This window comes from Mesorhizobium sp. WSM4837 (assembly GCF_055811435.1).
The window spans coordinates 16,917-38,432 of the sequence record NZ_JBVVQE010000019.1; the positions used below are offsets into that span (position 1 = coordinate 16,917).

A 21,516-nucleotide genomic window follows, 5' to 3' on the forward strand; every position below is an offset into this window, starting at 1 on the left:
TCTTGAGACCCGGGTCGAGATGAGCCAGTCGCCCTACCCCGCCGTCGCTGCCGGACCGCCTCGACCGAGCCTGATCCTGCGGCCCGGCGAGATCGCGCTGCCCGCCGGCATGGAGCGCTATTCCGTTCAAGGCAATGGCGCGGTGCTCATCGATGTCGAGGCCGGCGATACCATCATCGTACGCAACGTCGAAGGCGGCCAAGCCTGCGAGCTCTTGGCATGGGACAAGAGCGGCGTGACTGATGCCGGCATTTTCGGCGAGAAATCGAACAGCAATGCCGCCGGCATCAAGGCGTTGCTGGCCAATGGCGACGACAGCCTCGCGTCCTTGCGCCGGGGGCTCGAGCGACGCCAGGTGCAGCTCGATCAGCCAAAGGCGGCTCGCATCTTCGGCGGCGCCACCCCTGCCGGCACCGAACAGGGTTTTGCCGTCGCGCGCGACGCCTCGATGCTGATCGCCGCCCCGGGCGGGCCGATGCCGGTCGACGGCCACGACACTGCAACGCCGCTCGGCGTCATCGTGCGCCGTGCCACGATCCGTCCGGCGGCGAAGTCCAGGCTTGGCGACCCGCTGGCCGACCCGGTGCTCGATTTGCGCGTCCATTCGGCGACCGCGGAAGCCTACTTCGTCAGGGCGGGTGACTATCTGCAGATCATCGATGTCGACGGGCGGCAATGCACCGACTTCCAGTGCTTTTCGGCGCGCAAGCTCGACAAGGGACGCGACCATCCGCTCGACGTGACGACGACCCGCACGCTGATGGGTTCGAGCTATCCGGTGCCAGGCCTGCATTCGAAATATTACGACCAGGACATGGAGCCGCTGGTCGAGGTGGTGCAGGACACCTGCGGCCGGCACGATGCATTCGCGCTCGCTTGCGCCGCCAAATATTACGACGACATCGGCTATCCCGGTCATCCCAACTGCTCGGAGAATTTCAACCGAGCGCTCGCCGATCAGGGTGTAACTCCTCGCGCCGGCTGGATGGCGATCAATTTCTTCTTCAATACGGCGATCGACGCGCATGGCGTCATGGTGTCGGACGAGCCATGGTCGCGGCCGGGCGACTATGTGCTGCTGCGGGCGGTTACCGACATCGTTTGCGTCTCGTCCGCCTGTCCCGACGACACGACGCCGGCCAATGGCTGGAACCTGACCGACATCCATGTGCGGACCTATTCCGGCCAGCACAAATTCTCGCGAGCGATCGCCAGACGCATGACGCCCGATTCGGAACCGAAAATGACCCGCGAGACATCATTTCATTCGAGCTTTGCCAAGCACACCCGCAACTTCGTCGAGTACAGGGGGTATTGGCTGGCTAATTCCTTCGCCAGGCAAGGCCCCATCGACGAGTACTGGGCCTGCCGGCAGACCGCCGTGATCATGGACCTGTCGCCGCTGCGCAAGTTCGAGGTCACCGGCCCGGATTCCGAAGCGCTGCTGCAATACACGGTGACCCGCGACGTGAAAAAACTCGGGGTCGGCCAGGTGGTCTATTCCGCCATGTGCTACGAGCATGGCGGCATGATCGACGACGGCACGCTGCTCAGACTCGGCAAGGATAATTTCCGCTGGGTCGGCGGCGACGATCTGTCCGGCGAATGGCTGCGCGACACGGCGACGGGCCTCGGCCTCAACGTGCTGGTGCGCTCGTCGACCGACCAGATGCACAATGTCGCCGTGCAGGGACCGAAGAGCCGCGACATCCTGAAGGAGATCATCTGGACCTCGCCGCTGCAGCCGTCGATCGAGGAGCTCGAATGGTTCCGTTTCGCCGTCGCCCGCATCGGCGGCGGCAACGGCATTCCAATCGTCGTCTCGCGCACCGGCTACACCGGCGAACTCGGCTACGAGATCTGGTGCCACCCGCGCGACGCCGAAAAGGTGTTCGACGCCATCTGGGCGGCCGGCCAGCCGCACGGCTTGAAGCCGATGGGGCTGCAGGCGCTCGACATGGTGCGCATCGAGGCCGGGCTGATCTTTGCCGGCTATGAATTTTCCGACCAGACCGATCCGTTCGAGGCCGGCATCGGCTTCACCGTGCCGCTGAAGAGCAAGACCGACGATTTCATCGGCCGCGAGGCGCTGATCCGGCGCAGGGAAAACCCGCAGAGGAAACTGGTCGGCCTCGACATCGACGCCAATGTCGCGGTCGGCCATGGCGATTGCGTCCATGTCGGCCGCGCCCAGATCGGCGAGGTCACTTCCGCCATGCGCTCACCGCTGCTCAACAAGAACATCGCGTTGGCCAGGCTTGACGTCACCCATTCCGCCATTGGTACCGAGGTCGAGATCGGCAAGCTCGACGGCCACAGCAAGCGGCTGCCGGCGCGCGTCGTCGCCTTCGCGCACTACGACCCGCAAAAGACCAGACCGCGCTCCTGACGGCAGCATCCCTTGCCTTCTCCCCCCTGTGGAAGAGGGTGGATCGGCGCGCAGCGCCGAGACGGAAGAGTGGTGTTGGACGGAATGCTGTCGGTGCCAAGCTGGATCACCCCTCATCCGACCTCGCTTCGCGAGGCCACCTTCTCCCACAAGGGGAGAAGGCAAGAGCGTGTCCCACATCTGCGATGTGCACAGCTTCACAAAAACGCTTGACGTGAAAGCGTGACGCGTCGATCTTCACTCCCAAGAAAAAAATACTACTGAGCGGAAAACGCCTGAGGTCGTTCAACGCGTGCGTCGGTGACGCATCGCGAAATGTCGACTGTCGCCGATGGGGAACATCAAAATGGGGAATTCACGCAAATGAGCACGATAGTCTCTGCCCTGGTGCCGGCTGCCGAAGGGAAGCTGCACCGGAACATCGATTGGCGCGGTGCCTTCTGGGTGGCAAGCGGCGTTCCCGCCCTTGTGCTGTTTTCGATCGGCGGCATTGCCGGCACGACCGGGAAGCTGGCCTTCCTGATCTGGACCGTGTCCATGATCATGGGCTTCCTGCAATCCTTCACCTATGCGGAAATCGCTGGCCTGTTCCCGAACAAGTCCGGCGGCGCCTCGATCTATGGCGCCACCGCCTGGCTGCGTTATTCCAAGTTCATCGCGCCGCTTTCAGTGTGGTGCAACTGGTTCGCCTGGTCGCCGGTGCTGTCGCTCGGCTGCTCTATCGCCGCCGCCTATATCCTCAACGCGCTGGCGCCGGTGCCGCTGTTTACCGACACCTCGCCGGAAGTCCTTGCCTATATCGCGGCTAATGCCGGAACGAGTGCCGCCGACGCCATCACGGCGGTGAGCGCGGCCGCGACGCCGGCGATCCGCAACTGGACGCTCTACAGTCACACGTTGGGGCCGGTCTCTTTCACCTTCAACGCCACCTTCTTCATCGGCGCGGTGCTGATGCTGATCATCTTCTCGATCCAGCATCGCGGCATCCTGGGCACGGCCAACGTGCAGAAATATATCGGCCTGTTCGTGATCATCCCGATGCTGATCGTCGGCGTCGTGCCGATCGTCACCGGCCAGATCGACTGGGCGAATTTTTCGCCACTGGTGCCGCTGGCGGCCGCCTACGCGCCGGAGCCCGGGGCGTGGAACATCGCCGGCTGGACGCTCGTTCTCGGCGGCATGTTCATCGCCGCCTGGTCGACCTACGGTTTCGAGACAGCCGTCTGTTACACGTCCGAGTTCAAGAATCCCGGCACCGACACCTTCAAGGCGATCTTCTATTCCGGCCTGCTGTGCATGCTGCTGTTCATCCTGGTGCCGTTCACCTTCCAGGGCGTGCTCGGCTTGAACGGCATGCTGGCCACCCCGATCGTCGACGGCTCCGGTGTTGCCGATGCCTTGGCCGGCATGGTCGGCGGCGGACAGCTCATCCATAGCCTGCTGGTGATGCTGATGATCCTGGCACTGGTGCTGTGCATCATGACGGCGATGGCGGGGTCCTCGCGCACGCTTTACCAAGGCTCCGTCGATGGCTGGCTGCCCCGCTATCTCAGCCATGTCAACGAGCACGGCGCCCCGACCCGCGCCATGTGGACCGACCTGATCTTCAATCTGTTCGTGCTGGCCATCGCTTCGGCCGACGCGACGAGTTTCTTCTTCATCCTCGCCGTGTCGAATTGCGGCTACATCATCTTCAACTTCCTCAACCTCAACGCCGGCTGGATCCACCGCATCGACAATGGCCATATCGCGCGGCCATGGCGCGCGCCGAGCTGGCTGCTCGGCATCGGCGCCATCTTTTCCTACGTCAACATGATCTTCATGGGCGCCGGCGCCAAGGTCTGGAATCCGATGGCGCTGTGGGCAGGGCTGATCACGGCTGCCCTCATCATCCCGGTGTTCTGCTTCCGGCATTACATCCAGGACAAGGGCAAATTCCCCAACCATATGCTGACTGATCTCGGCATGAATTCGTCCGATCTCGCCGTCAGAAAGGCGGGAATCCTGCCCTACCTGACGCTGATCGCCGGCGTCGTGGTGATGCTGCTCGCCAACTGGCTGTTCGTCATCTGACCCCGCCTGAAGGGATCAAGCGCGCGATGCGCGCTTGATCCCCGCATGTTCGTGCCGATGATTACCCGCCGCCGAGGCGGGTTTTTCGTTTCAGGGCCTATTCGGCGGATCGCTCAGTCGATCTTGATGAACACGCCCTTGGTGTTGAGATACTCGTCGAGGTGCTCGGCACCGCCCTCGCGGCCGTAGCCGCTCATCTTGTAGCCGCCGAAGGGCACGGCCGGATCGATGGCGTGATAGGTGTTCACCCAGACTGAGCCGGCACGGATTTTTCGCGATAGCTGGTGGGCGGTGGCGATGTTGCGGGTGAAGACCCCGGCAGCAAGACCGTAGGGCGTGTTGTTGGCGCGCTCGACCGCCTCATCGAGCGTATCGAACGGCAGCGCCGAAATCACCGGCCCGAAGATCTCCTCGCGCGCGATCCTCATGTCGTCCGAAACGCCGGCAAAGACGGTCGGCGCGACGAAATTGCCGGCGGCCAGCGCACCTTCCATGAGGCGTTCACCGCCGGTGACGAGGGTCGCGCCCTCCGCCGTGCCGGCCTGGAGATACGAGGCGACCCGTTGCAGCTGCTTTTCGGAGACGAGCGGGCCGATCTCGGTCGCCGGATCGATGCCGTCGCCGATCCTAAGACCCTTGGCATAGGCCGCCAGCCGCTCGACGAATTCATCATGGACGGAGCGTTCGACGAACAGGCGCGAGCCGGCGATGCAGATCTGGCCGGAATTGGCGAACACCGACATCGCCGCCACCGGCACCGCCTTGTCGAGATCGGCGTCGGCGCAGACGATGACCGGCGACTTGCCGCCAAGCTCCAGCGAGACGCGCTTGAGGTTGCCGGCCGAGGCGCGGACGATCGACTGGCCGGTTGCCGTCGAGCCGGTGAAGACGATCTTGTCGACGCCCATATGCTCGGCAAGTGCGGCGCCTGCCTCGGCGCCGGTGCCGGTCACGATGTTGACGACGCCTGGGGGAACGCCGGCCTCGTTCATGAGGTCTGCGATCAGAAGCGGCGTCAGCGGCGCCTCTTCCGACGGTTTCAGCACCACCGTGCAGCCGGTCGCCAGCGCCGGTCCGATCTTCCAGATCGAAGCCGCCGTCGGGGCGTTCCACGGGATGATGGCGCCGACGACGCCGACCGGCTCCTTGCGCGTGAAGGAGACGATTTCGCCCGGCAGCGAGTTCTCGATCGTCTCGCCGTGCAGGGACGTCGCCATGCCGGCGTAATAGCGCAGCATGCCGATGACGCGGTTGCGGTTGGCCAGGGTGCGCACGATCGGCATGCCCATGTCGGTCGTGTCCGAGCGGCTGATCTCCTCCCAGTGCTTTTCGAAGAGATCGGCGATCCTGAGCAGCAGCACCTGCCGCTCATAGGGCTTGTACCGGCTCCACGGCCCGTCGAAGGCCCTGCGCGCCGCCGCCACTGCCAGCTCGATGTCCTGGCGGTCGCCGCGCGGCACCGTGGCAATGACCGCGCCGGTGGCCGGATTGCGAGTTTCCATGGTGAGGGCCGAGCGGGCGTCGACCCAGGCGCCATCGATGAACATCTGGCGGTGGCGTCCGTCGATCGGCCGGCGCAGCGCCACCGGTGCCTGAGCTATGGTCATGACGTCCTCCTCCGGCGCTCCTGCCGGTGGGCGGATTTAACCCCTGGACGTCACATCTGCCAACAGCCCTATTCGGCCGCCAGGGGCAGTTGCGGCTGGTCATCGTTTTCCGCCCGTTTCGGCTCGGCGGCCGGCGCCGCGTCCTCGACCTTCTTGCGCTCCCGGCCGAAGAACAAGGCATAGCCTGCCGGAAGGACGAGGATGGTCAGCACCGTGGCAACGAGGATGCCGCCCATCATGGCATAGGCGAGCGGCCCCCAGAAGACGCCGCGCGAGATCGGGATCAGCGCCAGGACCGCCGTCAGCGCCGTCAGCATGATCGGCCGGAAACGGCGGACTGCCGAGCCGATGATGGCCTCCGAGCGTTCCATGCCGGCTGCGATGTCCTGGTCGATCTGATCGACCAGGATGATCGAGTTGCGCATGATGATGCCAAGCAGCGCGATGACGCCGAGAATGGCGACGAAACCGAACGGCGCGCCACTGATCAAAAGTGCCGCCGCAGCACCGATGATGCCGAGCGGACCGGTCGCCAGCACCAGCATCGCCTTGCCGAAATGCTGCAGCTGGATCATCAGCAGCACGACGATGACGGCCAGCATGATTGGAGCTTTCGCAGCAATCGAGGCCTGGCTTTCGGCCGAATCCTCGGCGCCGCCCTGGATCTCGACGGCGTAGCCAGGCGCCAGGCCGTCGCGCAGGCCCTGCATCTCGCTGTACATCTTCATGACGACATCGTTCGACTGCACGCCGTCCGGCAGCGTGGCGCGCACGCTGATGGTCGGCAGGCGGTCGCGCCGCCATTCGACACCTTGCTCCAGCACCGGGACGACCTTGGCGACCTGCGACAGCGGCACGAAGCCACCGAAATCCGTCGGGACAGAGATCGAGTCGACCGCCGACAGCAGGTGGCGGCTTGCCTCCGGCTCGCGAGCGACGATCGAAACCGTCTCCTCGCCATCACGGAAATCATCGAGCGGCGCTCCCGACATGGTCGCCTGCAGCATCTGGCGGATGCGCTGCGAGGTGACGCCGAGCGCACGGGCGCGATCCTGGTCGATCACCAGCTTCATCTCCGGCACCGGCTCCAGCCAGTCGTCGTGGACGGCGCCGAGCAGCGGATTTGCCTGGAACTTCGCCTTCACCTCGTCGGCGATGCGGCGCACCTCCTGGCGATCCGGGCCCATGACGCGCATCTGCACCGGCCAGCCGGTGGGCGGCCCAAGGAACAGGCGGTCGACCTTGGCGCGGACCGACGGGAAATCCTCGGCCAGAATGGTGCGCAGCTTGACGATCAGCCGCTCGCGGGCCGGTTCGTCATTGGCCATCACCAGAAGCTGGGCAAAGTTCGGATTGCGAAGCTGCTGGTCGAGCGGCAGGAAGAAGCGCGGCGCGCCCTCGCCGATATAGGTGGCGATGAAGCGCTTGTCCTTGTCGTCCATCATCCTGGTTTCGAGCGCCTTGGCCTGCGTCTCGACTTCCTTGATGCTGGTGCCTTCCGGCAGCCAGAGGTCGACAAGGATTTCCGGACGCGACGACTGCGGGAAGAAATTCTGCGGGATGAACTGGAACGCCCACAGGCTGGTGACGAAGGTCACCAGCGTCATGACCAGCACGATGATGCGGTGGCGCACGGACCAGCTGACGGTGGCGCGAAGCCGGCGATAAAAGCGCGTGTCGAAGACATCGTGATGGCTGCCGGCGTGTTTTCGCTGCTTGAGGATCATGTGACCAAGCCACGGCGTGAAATAGACCGCCACGAACCAGGAGACGACCAGCGCGATGCCGACAACGTAGAACAGCGTGCGCACATATTCGCCGGCCGTCGAAGCCGCGAAGCCGACCGGGATGAAGCCGGCGGTGGTGATCAGCGTGCCGGTCAGCATCGGGAAGGCCGTCGAGGTGTAAGCGAAGCTCGCCGCCTCGATCTTGACCATCCCTTCCTCGAGCTTGCGTTCCATCATTTCGACGACGATCATCGCATCGTCGACAAGCAGGCCGAGCGCGATGATCAGCGCGCCAAGCGAAATGCGCTGCAGATCGATGCCGATCTCGTACATGATGGCGAAGGTCGCGGCCAGAACGAGCGGAATGGTGATCGCGATCACCAGGCCCGAACGCCAGCCGATTGTCAGGAACGAAACGACAAGCACGATCAGCAGCGCCTCGCCGAGCGCCGTCATGAACTCGCCCACCGCGTCCCGCACGACTTCCGGCTGGTCGGCGATCTGATCGACCGAAACCCCGTAAGGCAAGGCCTCTTCGAAGCGGTGATAGGTAGCCTCGACCTCCTTGCCGACATCGGTGACGTTAAAACCCTTGGCCATGACGACGCCGACCTGGACGCTGTCGTGGCCGTTGAAGCGGTATTTGCGCTGATAGGGATCCTCGAGACCTGTGGTCACGGTTGCGATGTCGCCGAGGCGCGTCACCTGGTTGCCGGCGCGCAGGCGAAGTTCGCGGATGTCGGCCGCCTCCGTCACGCTGCCTTCGACCGAGATGCGCACAGAGCGCTGGCCGGTGTCGACCGAGCCTGCCGGATCGACATTGTTCTGGCCCTTGATCGCGTTCTGCAGATCGGTGAGTGTCAGGCCGCGCTCGGCAAGCACTTTGGACGAAACATCTATATAGAGTTTTTCCGGCTGGTCGCCGATGATCACGGCCTTCTCGACGCCGGGCGTGGTCAGCAGCATGTCACGCGCCTGGATGGCCAATTTCTTCAGTTCGGGATAGCTGTAGCCATCGCCGCTGATCGAATGCAGGGTGATGAAAGTGTCGCCGAATTCGTCGTTGAAGTAAGGCCCAAGCAGCCCCTGGGGCAGCTCATTGGCGATATCGCCGACCTTCTTGCGAACCTGGTAAAAGGCATCCGCGACCTCAGTCGGATTGGTGTCGCCTTCCACCTGCAGGGTGATGATGGCGCTGCCGGCGCGCGTGTAGGAGCGGACGAAATCGAGATGCGGCGTTTCCTGCAGCTTGCGCTCGATCTTGTTGACGACCTGGTCCTCCATCTCCTGGATCGAGGCACCGGGCCAGACCGCCTGGACAACCATGACGCGGAAGGTGAAATCCGGGTCTTCCTTCTGGCCCATGCGCATCAGGCCGAGCGCGCCGGCAACGATGATCAGGCCGAACAGGAACCGCGCAATGCTCGGGTGCCCGATCGCCCAGCGCGAAAGATTGAAGGGCCTTTTTTCATGGGTGTCGGTGGTGTCGGTGGTCATAGCGCCAGTCCATCTGTCTGATCGTCAGCGCACGCACATGGCATGCCCACGGAGCTTCTTATGGTGGCTTCCGGGCGGCGAGGCTTTCCGAGCGGAGAGACACTCATCGCCGTGGGGCGCCAGGACCGATGTCGGGGGGGTACATCGACCTGACGTCTCGACAATCGGGCACCTGCCGCCCGGAAACCGTGAACCGCTTGACCTCGCGGCTTGCGCCGATGCGAGGAAAAGCCGTTTTATGCCTGGCCGTCAGCGCACGCGCTTCATGGCCCCGCCATCATCGTCCGCCGATGCGGACTGCTGCACCGCATCGCCGGCCAGCTTGACCTTCAGATTTTCGGTCATGAATTGCGTGCCCGCCGCAACGACGACATCGCCGGGTTTTAACCCTTCGGCAACATGCACGCCGTCGGCGGTGAACTCGGCGACCTTGATCGGACGCGCATGGACGGTCTCGCCGCTGCGGTCCACGGTCCAGACGATCTGCTGGCCGTCCTTTTGCGCCAGCGCGCTCAACGGGATCGATACGCTTTGCAGGCTGTTGTTGGCGGCCGAAGCCTCGATATTCGCGGTCATGCCGAGAAGCACGCGCGGATCGTTGGGCAGGCTGACGCGAACGGCAAAGGTACGCGACTGCTGATCGGCGCTGCCGGCGACTTCACGGACCTTGCCGTCGAGCGTCAGCGCTTCGTCGGCCCAGAAGCTTGCCTTGACGTCCTTGCCCGGCTTGAACTGGGCGATATCGGTTTCGGGCACGGCGATCAGCACTTCCTTTTCGCCGTCGACGGCAACGGTCACAACCGGCGTGCCTGAGCCGACCACCTGACCGACATCGGCGGTGACTGAGGTGACGATGCCGCTCCTGTCCGACTTGAGGTCGGTGTAGCGGACCTGGTTCTTCGCCTGGTCAAGCGCTGAGCGGGCGGAATTGCGGGTGGCGACCGCCTGATCATGGCTGAGCGTCGCCTGTTCGAGCTGCGATTTCGAGGCGAACTTCTTGGCAAACAGCTGTTCGGCACGACGGCGGGCAAGGCCCGTTGTCTCGACCTGCCGCTCGGCGGCCTCGAGGCTGGCCTCGGCGCTGTTGACCGAAAGGTCGTAGTCGGCGGGATCGATGCGGGCCAGAACGTCGCCCGGCTTGACGCGCTGGCCGATGTCGACCAGGCGCTCCGTGATCTTGCCGTTGATGCGGAAGCCGAGATTCATCTCGGTGCGGGCACGCACCGATCCGGAGTAGGAGAGCTCACGGGTATTGTTCGCCTTGGCGATCTCGACGACCTTGACCGGCCGGACGATGTCCTTGACTTCCACTTTTTCTTGCGAGCAACCGGCGAGCCCAAGCGCCGCGACGACGACCAGAGCCGGACCAATGGCCGGCAGCCTGTTCATGATGGATTTGGACAAAGACACTTGCGTACTCCCGAACTGGAGATGGATTGTCGACCCCCGGCGGACGCCGCCGGTCATTTCTTCAAGGCCCTGATGGCAAACTCGATAAGCTCGTCCGGCATCGCCCGGTTGTTCTTGGCAAGGCACTGGGCGACCATCTGCGGGTGACACAGGGTGATGATAGAGGCGCCGAAACACCGCGAAGCGACTTCCGGGTCCTGGTCGGCAAACTCGCCGGCCGCGATTCCCTCGCGGATCACCTCCTCGACCAAGCCGCGGATCCTGTCGATATGCTTCTCGATGACATGCCAATCGCGCTCGATGGCGACGACGACCATTTCGTGCACCTTCTCCTGGTCGAGCATGGTGTCGCGGGTCCACTGATAATGCGTTTGCACGTAGCGGCGCAGCCTTTCGCTGGCCGTTCCGGAACTATGGCAGGCGTCGTAGGTCAGTTGATAGCAGGTAGCGAGCATGCGGCCGCAAACGGCCTGGTGGATTTCGACCTTGGAGGCGAAGAAACGGTAGATGTTGGCCGTCGACATGCCGAGTTCACGGGCTATGTCGGCGACATTGGTCTTGCCGTAGCCGTAGTGGCGGAACAGTCGCTCTGCGCAATCGAGGATGCGCGCAACATTCTCCTGTCGGACCAGGTCAGCCGTCGTGTCGAGGGTGTCATGCATCTTTATCATTAGCTCATTACGAGTGACGAATTTTGAATTTCGTCACTCGTAATTCGAAATCGCCCGCCTGTCAACAGGTGAATGTTACTCGTCTGGGCGACCGGTGACACCTGCTTATACAACCTAGGCGTGAACAGCGTTAACGAAGCCTGCTGGGCATCCCGCCGGTCCTTCAAGGTCCTCCGGCGGCACTCTGCGGCTCAGGTGATCAGCGTATTTTATTCGAGACGTGCTCCGCAGCGCGCAGCCATGCGATACCATGCAAGCTGTGGAGATATGGCAAGCTGTGGAGGAGACATGGAATGACCGTGCTGCGCATCGTCTCGAATATCGCAACAGACAGCATTCCGGATGTTCGGGAGTTCTATACCGATCTGTTCGGGCTCGATGCCGTGATGGATCACGGGTGGCTCGTCACGCTGGCGTCCAGCGAAACCACCGTCCCCCAGATCAGCATCGCCAGCGAGGGCGGCTCAGGCACCCCGGTGCCTGATCTGTCGATCGAGGTCGACAATGTCGATGCGGTTTATCTTCGCGCGAACGAGATCGGTTGCAGAGTGGTCTATGATTTGACCAACGAACCGTGGGGCGTAAGACGCTTCTTCATTGCCGACCCGACCGGCAAGCTGGTCAACGTGCTCTCGCATCTTCGGTAGAGATTGTTCTTTCGGTAGAGATTGTTCTGCAAACTGAACGGGCCCAATTGCGGTTCTCGGAGGAAAACCATGAACAGAACAATTCCATTTCATTTCGTCGATGTCTTCGCGGTAGAGCCGCTGACTGGCAATTCCCTCGCGGTGGTCGATGGCGGTGACGAGTTGGCGCTCGAGCTGATGCAGAACATTGCCCGTGAGTTCAACCAGTCCGAGACCACTTTTGTCCTACCGGCGACCCGGGCGGACGCCGATTGGAAATTGCGCTCTTTCACGCCGAAAGGCGTGGAGGTTTTCGGCGCAGGCGGCCACAACACGCTAGGGGCCTGGTGGTGGCTCGCTGCCGCGGGGCGGCTCGAGTTGGGCGATGGCCCGACATGGTTTCATCAACAGATCGGCGACTTGGTATATCCATTGGCCATCTGGCAAAGCCAGGGAAAACTCGAAAAGATCATTATGCGGCAAGAAGCCCCAGTGGCCGGCCGGCAGATCTCAAATCCTGGCGCCCTTGCCGCGGCACTTGGCCTAAATACTGAAGAAATAACGGACGTCGTGCCTTGCCAGGTGGTCTCGACCGGTGCTGCCCATCTCCTGGTGCCAATCCGCGATCGCCAAGCCGTCGACCGGATTTCGCCTGACGCCAAACAGCTTTTCGACCTGCTCAACGAGGTCGGCGGGGAAGGCTGCTACGTCTTCTCACTTGATCCGCCACTGCGGGGAAGCACAGCGTATGCACGGTTTTTCAACCCGACTGTCGGCATTTCCGAGGATCCGGCAACCGGTACGGCGGCTGGTCCGCTCGCTGCACATCTGGTTGCACACAATGTTGCGCAGCCCGGCGTAGTCAGAGTCGAGCAAGGCACGGCTCTCGGACGTACCAGCATCATCGAGGTGGATGTCGATGCCGGCTCGGTGAGCGTGTCTGGACGCGGCATCGTGGTGGCGAGCGGGGCGTTTTCGATATAGTCGAAGGTGAGTCAGATGGCGCGCAGGCACCGAACTTATGCCCGTCCCACAAGTTCGCAGCAGGTGGAGCCCCGCCTTTGGCGCGGGTAGGCGGGATGACGTGGTTCTGCCACTCGCTTCGACTTGGATCCGCTTAGGTAGCCGATTTGTTTAATCTGTTCAGGCTTTCGCCCAGTCTGACAAGCGCGATGCCGAGCAGCGCAATCTCCTTGATCAGGAACTGGCCGGCGGGACCGAGCGCGGGAAAGCCCAGCGTTGGCTCCCAGATCGGCAGGGCAACCATGATCGAACAGGTGACCAGGAAAATCAGGGCGGCCAAGCCCCGCCGGCGACACCGGCGCGCGCCGACCAAGGGCAGGCAATCAGGAGAAGCCCGGTCGCGATCTCGACGACACCAAGCGCATAAGAGGCACCGGCTTCACCAAATACCGGATACATCCAGGCGAGCCAAGGCGTGCCGCCGATCAGCGGCCTCAACGCCTCGATCTCAACTGCCGTGAATTTCATGAGAAGCGGCAGTATGACCCCAGTCAGGGCGACGATCGACCCGGCTCTGCCGACCGCGGCGGCCTTTCGCGCCCATGGCCGAGAAAGGGTCTCGTCTTGACCTCCAGGCGATAGTCCGAAAATCGGCATGTGTCTCCTCCTCATGTTCCGTGTCGTGCTTATCCCTCAGGGGTCGGTTGGTGTCGCAGCTTTTGCTGGCTGCTGCCCAGCCTCAGACCTGTCCCCGTACTTTTTGCAACAGGACCCCCGCAAGGATGGCCGCAGCCAGCGCCACCAACGCGCAGATACCGGCCGTCATCTGGAACGCCTGAGTGAACGCCTCCCGCGCTTTGCCGAGTAGATCGGAACCGAGCGTCTCCGGTAAGGCGATTGCAACTGCGACGGCGCCTCCAAGCGTGTCCTTGGCAACTCTGATTTCTTGTGCGGACACCCCATCCGCGACCATCCCGGTCACGCCGCTGCGATAGATGGCGGTGACGATGCTGCCAAGGATCGCGATGCCGAGCGCGCCGCCCAACTCACTGCTGGTTTCCGCGAGGCCCGAGGCCGCACCGGCTTGCCCGGGTTCAACGGTGCCCACGATGAGGTCGGTGGCCAAAGTGAACACCGGTGCAAGGCCCAGGGAGAAGACGCTGTAGCCTGTGACGATCACCGCGAGATCGGCTCGGCCGCCACTGCGGGTGAGAATAAGGAATCCCACTGCCGCGAGCGCAAGGCCGGCAGCCATCACATAGCCCGGGCGAGCCTTACCGACCGCGATCGGCGTCAGCATCGAACCGGCGATGAAAGCGATGGCGGAAGGCACCGTCCACAGGCCCGCTACAAAGGGTCCCATCCCGAGCACCAGCTGCAGATATTGCGCGATGAAGAGAAACGAGCCGAACGCGACGAAGAAGCCGAGAACGTTGACCGCCAATGAAGCGCTGAAGGCGCGCGAGCGAAAGAGCCGCAGATCGACCAAGGGATTTTTCAGCCGTGGTTGACGCAAGACGAAAACCGCGCCGACAGCCGCGCCGAAGACAATGGCGAAGGCCGGCTCCAGGCCGAATCCATGTTCGGCGATTTCCTTGATGCCGTAAATCACCGAAAGCACCGCGACAAGTGACAGCGCGGCGCTCAAGATGTCGAGCCGACCCGCTTCGGGATCGCGATATTCGGGCAGGACCATTGGACCGAACACCAGCAACGCGACCATGACCGGTACGGCCACGAGGAACACGGAACCCCACCAGAAATAGCTCAGCAGGATGCCCCCGACCAACGGGCCGATGGCAGCGCCCGCTGAGAAGCTGGCGATCCAGACTCCGATGGCAACCGTGCGCTCCCTCGGGTCGAGGAACATGTTGCGGATCAACGAGAGGGTGGACGGCGCAAGCGTGGCCGCGGCAATCCCGAGCAGCGCACGCGAAACAATCAACATTTCGGCGCCTGTGGAGAACGCCGCGAAGACCGAAGCGATTGCAAATGTTACCGCGCCGATCAAAAGCAGTCTGCGGCGGCCGATGCGGTCGCCCAGCGTGCCCATCGTGATCAGGCATCCGGCAAGCAGAAAGCCATAAATGTCCACGATCCACAGAAGTTGCGAACTCGAAGGCCTCAAGTCTGCGCTCAACCGCGGCACAGCCAAATTCAAGACCGTCAGGTCCATGGAATAGAGCAGGCAAGGCAGCGCGATAACCGAGAGCCCCATCCATTCGCGCCGTGTAGCCCTGGGGCTCGGCTCCGCGTTCTCCATTAGAATGCTCCTCCTGCTAGATCTTCTTTCGTCGAGTCGGTTCTTTATCGAGGACGATCGCGAGGCGCTCGATCCGACACAGAGCGATCTTTTTGCTCCGTTCAGCCGATCCAGCTGCTGCAAGGCACGTTGTTGAGTGCGGCTCAGGCACCCCGGTGGCTGATCTGTCGATCGAGGTCGACAATGTCGACGCGGTTTATCTGCGCGCGAACGAGATCGGTTGCAGAGTGGTCTATGATTTGACCGACGAACCGTGGGGGTAAGACGCTTCTTCATTGCCGACCCGACCGGCAAGCTGCTCAACGTGCTCTCGCATCTTCGATAAAAAAAATTGTTCGCAATACTGAACGGGCCCAATTGCCGGTTCCCGGCATGAGCGGCGGCTCAGGCTAAATTCTGATCTGTCGTGATCCTTCGCGCCCCCCTCTGTCCTGCCGGACATCTCCCCCACGAGGGGGGAGATTGGCGGTTTTAGCGCCCAGCTAGTCCTGCAATGTTGAAAGTTGGCGAAAGCGGCGATGACAGCCAATCTCCCCCCAAGTGGGGAGATGTCCGGCAGGACAGAGGGGGGCTGTCCCGCTGCCATCAAACGCTCTGCACCGTCGTGACGCCGACGGTCCTGATCCACCTACCCCTTGGCCATCTCCCTGAGCCGGAACTTCTGGACCTTGCCGGTCGAGGTCTTCGGGATTTCGGCGAAGATCACCGCTTTCGGCATTTTGAAGCGGGCGAGCAGCGCGCGGCAGTGATCGATGATCTCGGCCTCGGTCGCCGTCCTGCCCGGCTTCAGCTCGACATAGGCGATCGGCACCTCGCCCCATTTGTCGTCGGGCCTCGCGACGACGCCGCAGGAGGCGACGGCGGTATGCTTGTAGAGCGCCTCCTCGACTTCGATCGAGGAGATGTTCTCGCCGCCGGAAATGATGATGTCCTTGGAGCGGTCCTTGAGCTGGATGTAGCCGTCGGGATGCATGACGCCGAGGTCGCCCGAGTGGAACCAGCCGCCGGCGAAGGCCTCGTCGCTCGCCTTGCGGTTCTTCAGATAGCCCTTCATGACGATGTTGCCGCGGAACATGACCTCGCCGATCGTCTCGCCGTCGGCCGGCGTCTCCTCCATCGTCTCGGGGTCCATCACCGTCAGATCCTCGAGCGCGGCATAGCGCACACCTTGCCTGGCCTTCCTCGCCGCCTTCTGTCCCTTCTCCAGCCCATCCCACTCGCCCTGCCATTCGTTGACGACCGCCGGGCCATAGGTCTCGGTCAGGCCATAGAGGTGGGTGACGGCAAAACCCGCATCGGCCATGCCCGACAGCACCGCTTCCGGCGGCGGTGCCGCGGCGGTGTTGAAGGTGACCGTCTGCGGAAATTGCCGCTTGTCCTCGTCGCTGGCGTTGATCAGCACCGACATCACCACCGGCGCACCGCACAAATGGGTGACGCCGTGGTCGGCGATGGCGTCGTAGATCGGCTTCGGCCGCACCCAGCGCAGGCAGACATGGGTGCCGGCCTGCACGGCCAGCGTCCACGGAAAGCACCAGCCGTTGCAGTGGAACATCGGCAGCGTCCACAGATAGACCGCATGCTTGCCCATGCCAGCATGGATGGTGTTGGCATAGGCCATCAGCGCTGCACCGCGATGGTGATAGACGACGCCCTTGGGATTGCCTGTCGTGCCGGAGGTGTAGTTGAGCGAGATCGCATCCCATTCATCGTCCGGCATCGACCAGGCGAAATCCTCGTCGCCGCTCGCGACGAAGGTCTCGTAGTCGAGCGAGCCGATCCGCTCGCCCTTGGGATAAGGGGCATCAGTGGCGTATTCGGGATCGTCATAGTCGATGACCAGCGGTTTTACCCTGGCCAGCGCCAGCGCCTCGCTGACGACATTTGCAAACTCGCGATCGACGACCAGCACCTTGGTTTCGGCATGGTCGAGCTGGAAGGCGATGACGGCGGCATCGAGACGGGTGTTGAGCGAATGCAGCACCGCCTTGGTCATCGGCACCCCGAAATGCGCTTCCAGCATCGGCGGGGTGTTGGACAGCATGACGGTTACGGTGTCGCCCTTGCCGATGCCGCGCCTCTGCAGCGCCGAGGCAAGTTTCAGCGACCGCCGCCAGAAATCGCGATAGGTCGTGCGCTGGCGACCATGGATGATGGCGACATGGTCGGGAAAGGTCCTTGCCGCCCGCTCCAGATAGCTGAGCGGCGTCAGCGGCTGGTCGTTGGCTGGATTCCTGCCGAGATCCTGTTCGTAGGGATTGCCCATCCCGTCCTCCGCTAATGTCTGATCGAAACCTTCTACCCACAGGCTTCCGGCCCGTCACCATGCCACGATAGAGCGCATTTGGCACAAGATATGATGTAGATTCAGCGGGCGAAAGGCATCCTTGCCTTTGCCCAGTTTGACTTTTGTCGACAGCCGTGAATAATGTCAGCAAGGAGATGGCATGGCGATCCGACCGGCAGAACAGCTTATCCATAAGGCCGCCTGGCTCTACTATGCCCACGGCTTGCGCCAGGACCAGGTCGCCAGCCAGCTCAAGATTTCCCGAGCCTCGGTCGCCATGTATCTGCGCAAAGCGCGCGAGACCGGCATCGTCAACATCTCGACCTCGACCCAGCTTTTCACCGACGACGTCATGGCGCGCAAACTCGAAGACGCATTGAAGCTCGATGCCGTCTGGATAGCGCCGGAAAACGGCCATGTCGCCGATCCGTCGACCGACATCGCGGTGCTGGCGGCCAGCGTCTTTCTCGAGCTGATCAAGAAGGGCGATCGCATCGGCGTCGCCTGGGGAAGGACCATCTATACGATCGCCGACATCATGTCCTATGCCGATCTGCAGGATGTCACGGTGGTGCAGCTCTGCGGCAATCTGGGAGCCCCCTATTCCTACCGCCCCGACCAATGCACCATGGAAATCGCCCGCCGGCTCAATGCCAAGGGACTCAATTTCTATGCGCCGCTGGTGCTGACGACAGAGGAACTGGCGCGCGGCCTGCGCGACGAGCCGGTGATCCGCGAGCAGTTGTCGGGCATCAGTGCGTGCAATCTGGCGCTTTACTCAGTCGGCACCGTCGACGCCGACAGCCATGTCGTCAAATGCGGCGCGCTGACTGCCAGCGAAATGGAGGTGCTGCGTCGTGCCGGGGCTGCCGGCGTCATCGCCGGTCAGATCATCGATGCGCAAGGCAAGGCGCTCGACTGCAGCTACAACAGGCGGATCATTTCGGCGGAGCTGTCATCGCTGCGCAAGATCGAGAAGCGCCTCGTGGTGGTGCAGGAGGACAGCAAGTTCGGACCGCTGGTGGCGGCGATCGCGGGTGGGCTATGCACGCATCTGGTGGTCGGCGCCCGGATGGCGCGACGGCTGCTCGACCATGCCGGACCGGCAGTAGAAAAGGTCGCCTAGAGAACACAAGCCGCGGACGCATTGTCATCAAGGCGTCGCGGCATTCCTGTTTCACAACAAAACAACCGGACGAAGCGAACATGAAGAACCTGTGGAATGACGGCGACGCGGAGAAGCTGGTTGCCGACTATGCAACAAAGGGTGTGGCCCGCGACCTGGCGCTGCGCGTCTACACGACCAGGCTTCTGGGCGGCGAACCGCGGCTTGTCCTGCATGGCGGCGGCAACACATCGTGCAAGACAAAGGCCATCGATCTCGTCGGCGACGAATGGGACGTGCTCTGCGTCAAGGGCAGCGGCTGGGACATGGGCATCATCGAGCCGCAGGGCCTGCCGGCGGTCAAGCTCGGCGCGCTGCTCAAGGCGCGGTCGCTCAAAAAACTCTCCGACGAAGACATGGTGGCGCTGCAGCGGGTGAACCTGATCGATCCGTCTTCGCCCAACCCTTCAGTCGAGACACTGCTGCACGCCTTCCTGCCGCATAAATTCGTCGACCATACGCACTCGACCGCCATCCTCGCCATTGTCGACCAGGACGATAGCGAGGCGCTGAGCAAGAAGGTCTTCGGCAACAAGATGGGGTTCGTGACCTACATCATGCCGGGCTTCGACCTGGCGAAGGCGGCTGCCGATGTCTTTGACGCCGACCCGACGGTCGAAGGCCTGATCCTCGACAAGCATGGCATTTTCACCTTCGGCGACGATGCCAAGCAGGCTTACGACCGGATGATCCATTATGTGAACCTCGCCGAGGATTTCATCGCCAGTCACGGCAAGCCGCGCAGCGAAAAAACCGCCTTGCCGGCCAGGCTGGCGAAGCCTGCGGAGATTGCGCCGATGCTGCGCGGCGCGGTGGCGGTGGCGCGCGGCGAAGGCCGCTTCGACCGTATGATCAGCGATTTCCGCACCTCGGACGCGATCGTCGATTTCATCAATTCGGCTGACATTGCCGACTATGCCGGGCGCGGTGTGTCGACGCCCGACCTGTCGATTCGCATCAAGACCGGACCGATGGCGTTGCCGGCGCCCGACGCGGACAAGATCGGCGACTACAAATCCGTCATTCGCCAGCATGTCGAAAAATTCGCCAGGGACTATCGCGCCTACTTCGAGACCAACGACGCGCTCGACGATGTGAAGCGCACTATGCTCGACCAGATGCCGCGCCTGACGCTGGTGCCGGGGCTCGGCATGTTCGGCCATGGCCGCACCCTGAAGGATGCGAAGATTGCATCCGACGTCGGTGAAATGTGGATCGAGGCGGTGCGCGGCGCCGAAGCAATCGGCGATTTCCATCCACTGTCCAAGGCCGACCTTTTTCCGCTCGAATACTGGTCGCTGGAACAGGCCAAGCTCGCCGCCAACAAGCCGAAGCCGCTGACCGGCCAAATTGTGCTGGTCACCGGCGGTGCCGGCGCGATCGGTGCCGCCACGGCAAAGCTGTTCGCCGACAATGGCGCTCATGCGGTCGTCGTCGATCTCGACGCGGCGAGGGCGACGGAGGCGGCAAAAAAAGCTGGCAACGGTTCGATCGGCGTCGGCGCCGACATCACCGACCCGGCGCAGATGCGCGCTGCCTTCGACAAGGCCATTGCCGTCTACGGTGGCCTCGACATCCTCGTCTCGAATGCCGGTGCGGCTTGGGAAGGCAGGATCGGCGAACTCGACGACGCCACTTTGCGCAAGAGCTTCGAACTCAATTTCTTCGCCCACCAGTCGGCGGCGCAGAACGCAGTGCGCATCATGCTCGAGCAGGGCACCGGCGGCGTGCTTTTGTTCAACACCTCCAAGCAGGCGATCAATCCGGGTCCGAAGTTCGGCGCCTATGGCATGCCAAAGGCGGCGACGCTTTTCCTGTCCAGGCAATATGCTGTCGACTACGGCGCCCACGGCATCCGCTCCAATGCCGTCAACGCCGACCGCATCCGTTCCGGGCTGTTGACCGACGCGATGATCGCCAGCCGTTCGAGCGCCCGCGGGGTCTCGGAAAAGGAATATATGGCGGGCAATCTGCTCGGGCAGGAAGTGACGGCCGAAGACGTCGCCCAGGCCTTCCTGCATCAGGCGCTGGCAGAGCGCACCACCGCCAATGTGACGACGGTGGACGGCGGCAACATCGCGGCGGCGCTGCGGTAATGCATGTCGCTCAAAAGCCGCACATTTTCGAACGGTACGAACTGGACCGGACGGCTTGCGAATTCGGTCTTTCGTAGCTACATTGTAGCTCTCTTCAAGGAGCAGTAATATGGCAACGGAAACTGTGGTCCGCGCTCGGATCGATGCGGCGACAAAGGCACAGGCGACGGAAGCCTTGGCGGCAATGGGATTGTCCGTTTCCGACGCCATTCGCCTGCTGCTGGTCCGCGTCGCCGCCGACAAGGAGTTCCCCTTTCCGGTGAAGGTGCCGAACGCAACCACTCGAAAGGCCATGTTCGAATTGGAGCAGGGCAAGGGCAAGCGTTTCGCCTCGGCCGACGAGTTGTTCAAGGACTTGGAAATCTGATGTGCTGGCGCCTGTTCGATCCGGACAATTCCGCCGTGATGTGAAACGTGCCGAGAAGCGTGGCAAAGATCTTGGCAAGCTGCGCGAGCTGTTGGGCCTCCTGCTCGCCGGCGATGAACTCCCAGCGAGTTATAAGGATCATCCACTGAAGGGCGACTGGAAAGGCTATCGTGACGCTCACATCGAACCGGACTGGCTCTTGATCTATCGTGTCGCCGGCGATGAGCTACAGCTTGCTCGCACCGGGTCCCATTCCGATCTGTTCAATGAGTAGCCGAGGCGGGCACGCAACTTAGGATTTTTTGCGCTGCGGGCTGGAAACTTGCCATCCTCACCGCGGGACTATTGGACTGCAGGCTAAGCATGAAAACCCAA

At 62.7% G+C, this 21,516-nt stretch carries 16 protein-coding genes and 1 pseudogene; 9 read left to right on the forward strand and 8 right to left on the reverse strand.

Annotation, left to right across the window (positions count from 1 at the left end; translation table 11 throughout):
* Positions 1 to 19 precede the first annotated feature (19 nt).
* Positions 20 to 2,389 (forward strand): DUF1989 domain-containing protein, encoded by a 2,370-nt coding sequence (locus AC0L3D_RS13500; protein WP_473644692.1) that lies wholly within the window; start codon positions 20 to 22, stop codon positions 2,387 to 2,389.
* Positions 2,390 to 2,752: 363 nt separating this feature from the next.
* Positions 2,753 to 4,462, forward strand: coding sequence for an APC family permease (locus AC0L3D_RS13505; RefSeq protein WP_473644639.1), 1,710 nt, complete (start codon positions 2,753 to 2,755; stop codon positions 4,460 to 4,462).
* 113 nt (positions 4,463 to 4,575) lie between these two features.
* On the opposite strand, the gene AC0L3D_RS13510 is transcribed toward AC0L3D_RS13505, so the two are convergent.
* The 4 genes from AC0L3D_RS13510 to AC0L3D_RS13525 form a co-directional block, all read right to left on the reverse strand.
* Positions 4,576 to 6,069, reverse strand: coding sequence for an aldehyde dehydrogenase family protein (locus tag AC0L3D_RS13510; RefSeq protein ID WP_287136867.1), 1,494 nt, complete (start codon positions 6,067 to 6,069; stop codon positions 4,576 to 4,578).
* Positions 6,070 to 6,137: 68 nt separating this feature from the next.
* Positions 6,138 to 9,293, reverse strand: coding sequence for an efflux RND transporter permease subunit (locus tag AC0L3D_RS13515; protein ID WP_473644641.1), 3,156 nt, complete (start codon positions 9,291 to 9,293; stop codon positions 6,138 to 6,140).
* 249 nt (positions 9,294 to 9,542) lie between these two features.
* Entirely contained in the window at positions 9,543 to 10,682 is a 1,140-nt protein-coding gene (locus tag AC0L3D_RS13520) for an efflux RND transporter periplasmic adaptor subunit (protein ID WP_473644694.1), read from the reverse strand.
* A gap of 74 nt (positions 10,683 to 10,756) precedes the next feature.
* A complete protein-coding gene (locus tag AC0L3D_RS13525) occupies positions 10,757 to 11,365 on the reverse strand; it encodes a TetR/AcrR family transcriptional regulator (protein ID WP_473644643.1) in 609 nt (202 codons plus the stop codon).
* A 302-nt stretch (positions 11,366 to 11,667) separates the two neighbouring features.
* Here AC0L3D_RS13525 and AC0L3D_RS13530 point away from each other — a divergent pair, with 302 nt between their 5' ends.
* Together AC0L3D_RS13530 and AC0L3D_RS13535 are read left to right on the forward strand one after the other, a co-directional pair.
* Positions 11,668 to 12,021: a VOC family protein gene (locus AC0L3D_RS13530; RefSeq protein ID WP_473644645.1), complete on the forward strand. Its 354-nt coding sequence runs from the start codon at positions 11,668 to 11,670 to the stop codon at positions 12,019 to 12,021.
* A 69-nt stretch (positions 12,022 to 12,090) separates the two neighbouring features.
* Positions 12,091 to 12,984, forward strand: coding sequence for a PhzF family phenazine biosynthesis protein (locus AC0L3D_RS13535; protein WP_473644647.1), 894 nt, complete (start codon positions 12,091 to 12,093; stop codon positions 12,982 to 12,984).
* A gap of 133 nt (positions 12,985 to 13,117) precedes the next feature.
* Here AC0L3D_RS13535 and AC0L3D_RS13540 read toward each other — a convergent pair whose 3' ends face one another.
* The 3 genes from AC0L3D_RS13540 to AC0L3D_RS13550 form a co-directional block, all read right to left on the reverse strand.
* Positions 13,118 to 13,303 (reverse strand): DUF417 family protein, encoded by a 186-nt coding sequence (locus tag AC0L3D_RS13540; protein ID WP_473644649.1) that lies wholly within the window; start codon positions 13,301 to 13,303, stop codon positions 13,118 to 13,120.
* Complete coding sequence (locus AC0L3D_RS13545; RefSeq protein ID WP_473644651.1) at positions 13,291 to 13,620, reverse strand: hypothetical protein; 330 nt, start codon at positions 13,618 to 13,620, stop codon at positions 13,291 to 13,293. Before AC0L3D_RS13545 ends, AC0L3D_RS13540 begins: the two co-directional genes overlap by 13 nt.
* Before the next feature lie 82 nt (positions 13,621 to 13,702).
* Positions 13,703 to 15,226 carry an MFS transporter gene (locus AC0L3D_RS13550; RefSeq protein WP_128245527.1) on the reverse strand — a complete coding sequence of 508 codons (1,524 nt, stop codon included), beginning with the start codon at positions 15,224 to 15,226 and terminating at the stop codon, positions 13,703 to 13,705.
* A gap of 134 nt (positions 15,227 to 15,360) precedes the next feature.
* On the opposite strand from AC0L3D_RS13550, the pseudogene AC0L3D_RS13555 reads away from it, so the two are divergent.
* Positions 15,361 to 15,551: pseudogene (locus AC0L3D_RS13555) on the forward strand (VOC family protein); the annotation flags it as partial.
* A gap of 303 nt (positions 15,552 to 15,854) precedes the next feature.
* On the opposite strand, the gene AC0L3D_RS13560 reads toward AC0L3D_RS13555, so the two are convergent.
* Positions 15,855 to 17,492: an acyl-CoA synthetase gene (locus tag AC0L3D_RS13560; protein WP_473644653.1), complete on the reverse strand. Its 1,638-nt coding sequence runs from the start codon at positions 17,490 to 17,492 to the stop codon at positions 15,855 to 15,857.
* A gap of 181 nt (positions 17,493 to 17,673) precedes the next feature.
* On the opposite strand from AC0L3D_RS13560, the gene AC0L3D_RS13565 reads away from it, so the two are divergent.
* The 4 genes from AC0L3D_RS13565 (at position 17,674) to AC0L3D_RS13580 (ending at position 21,415) form a co-directional block, all read left to right on the forward strand.
* Entirely contained in the window at positions 17,674 to 18,639 is a 966-nt protein-coding gene (locus AC0L3D_RS13565) for a sugar-binding transcriptional regulator (protein WP_128171948.1), read from the forward strand.
* Positions 18,640 to 18,719: 80 nt separating this feature from the next.
* On the forward strand, positions 18,720 to 20,774 hold the full coding sequence (locus AC0L3D_RS13570) for a bifunctional aldolase/short-chain dehydrogenase (protein ID WP_473644655.1): 2,055 nt from the start codon (positions 18,720 to 18,722) through the stop codon (positions 20,772 to 20,774).
* 109 nt (positions 20,775 to 20,883) lie between these two features.
* Positions 20,884 to 21,141, forward strand: a complete 258-nt coding sequence (locus AC0L3D_RS13575) for a type II toxin-antitoxin system RelB/DinJ family antitoxin (RefSeq protein ID WP_023800222.1) — start codon at positions 20,884 to 20,886, stop codon at positions 21,139 to 21,141.
* A gap of 1 nt (position 21,142) precedes the next feature.
* Positions 21,143 to 21,415, forward strand: coding sequence for a type II toxin-antitoxin system RelE/ParE family toxin (locus AC0L3D_RS13580; protein ID WP_023800221.1), 273 nt, complete (start codon positions 21,143 to 21,145; stop codon positions 21,413 to 21,415).
* Positions 21,416 to 21,516 lie beyond the last annotated feature (101 nt).

Coding starts and splice junctions, on each gene's coding strand:
- AC0L3D_RS13550 (WP_128245527.1), bottom strand. CDS start 15,226: ATGGAGAACGCGGAGCCGAGCCCCAGGGCTACACGGCGCGAATGGATG.
- AC0L3D_RS13500 (WP_473644692.1), top strand. CDS start 20: ATGAGCCAGTCGCCCTACCCCGCCGTCGCTGCCGGACCGCCTCGACCG.
- AC0L3D_RS13535 (WP_473644647.1), top strand. CDS start 12,091: ATGAACAGAACAATTCCATTTCATTTCGTCGATGTCTTCGCGGTAGAG.
- AC0L3D_RS13530 (WP_473644645.1), top strand. CDS start 11,668: ATGACCGTGCTGCGCATCGTCTCGAATATCGCAACAGACAGCATTCCG.
- AC0L3D_RS13570 (WP_473644655.1), top strand. CDS start 18,720: ATGAAGAACCTGTGGAATGACGGCGACGCGGAGAAGCTGGTTGCCGAC.
- AC0L3D_RS13510 (WP_287136867.1), bottom strand. CDS start 6,069: ATGACCATAGCTCAGGCACCGGTGGCGCTGCGCCGGCCGATCGACGGA.
- AC0L3D_RS13545 (WP_473644651.1), bottom strand. CDS start 13,620: ATGCCGATTTTCGGACTATCGCCTGGAGGTCAAGACGAGACCCTTTCT.
- AC0L3D_RS13525 (WP_473644643.1), bottom strand. CDS start 11,365: ATGCATGACACCCTCGACACGACGGCTGACCTGGTCCGACAGGAGAAT.
- AC0L3D_RS13520 (WP_473644694.1), bottom strand. CDS start 10,682: ATGAACAGGCTGCCGGCCATTGGTCCGGCTCTGGTCGTCGTCGCGGCG.
- AC0L3D_RS13515 (WP_473644641.1), bottom strand. CDS start 9,293: ATGACCACCGACACCACCGACACCCATGAAAAAAGGCCCTTCAATCTT.
- AC0L3D_RS13505 (WP_473644639.1), top strand. CDS start 2,753: ATGAGCACGATAGTCTCTGCCCTGGTGCCGGCTGCCGAAGGGAAGCTG.
- AC0L3D_RS13575 (WP_023800222.1), top strand. CDS start 20,884: ATGGCAACGGAAACTGTGGTCCGCGCTCGGATCGATGCGGCGACAAAG.
- AC0L3D_RS13565 (WP_128171948.1), top strand. CDS start 17,674: ATGGCGATCCGACCGGCAGAACAGCTTATCCATAAGGCCGCCTGGCTC.
- AC0L3D_RS13560 (WP_473644653.1), bottom strand. CDS start 17,492: ATGGGCAATCCCTACGAACAGGATCTCGGCAGGAATCCAGCCAACGAC.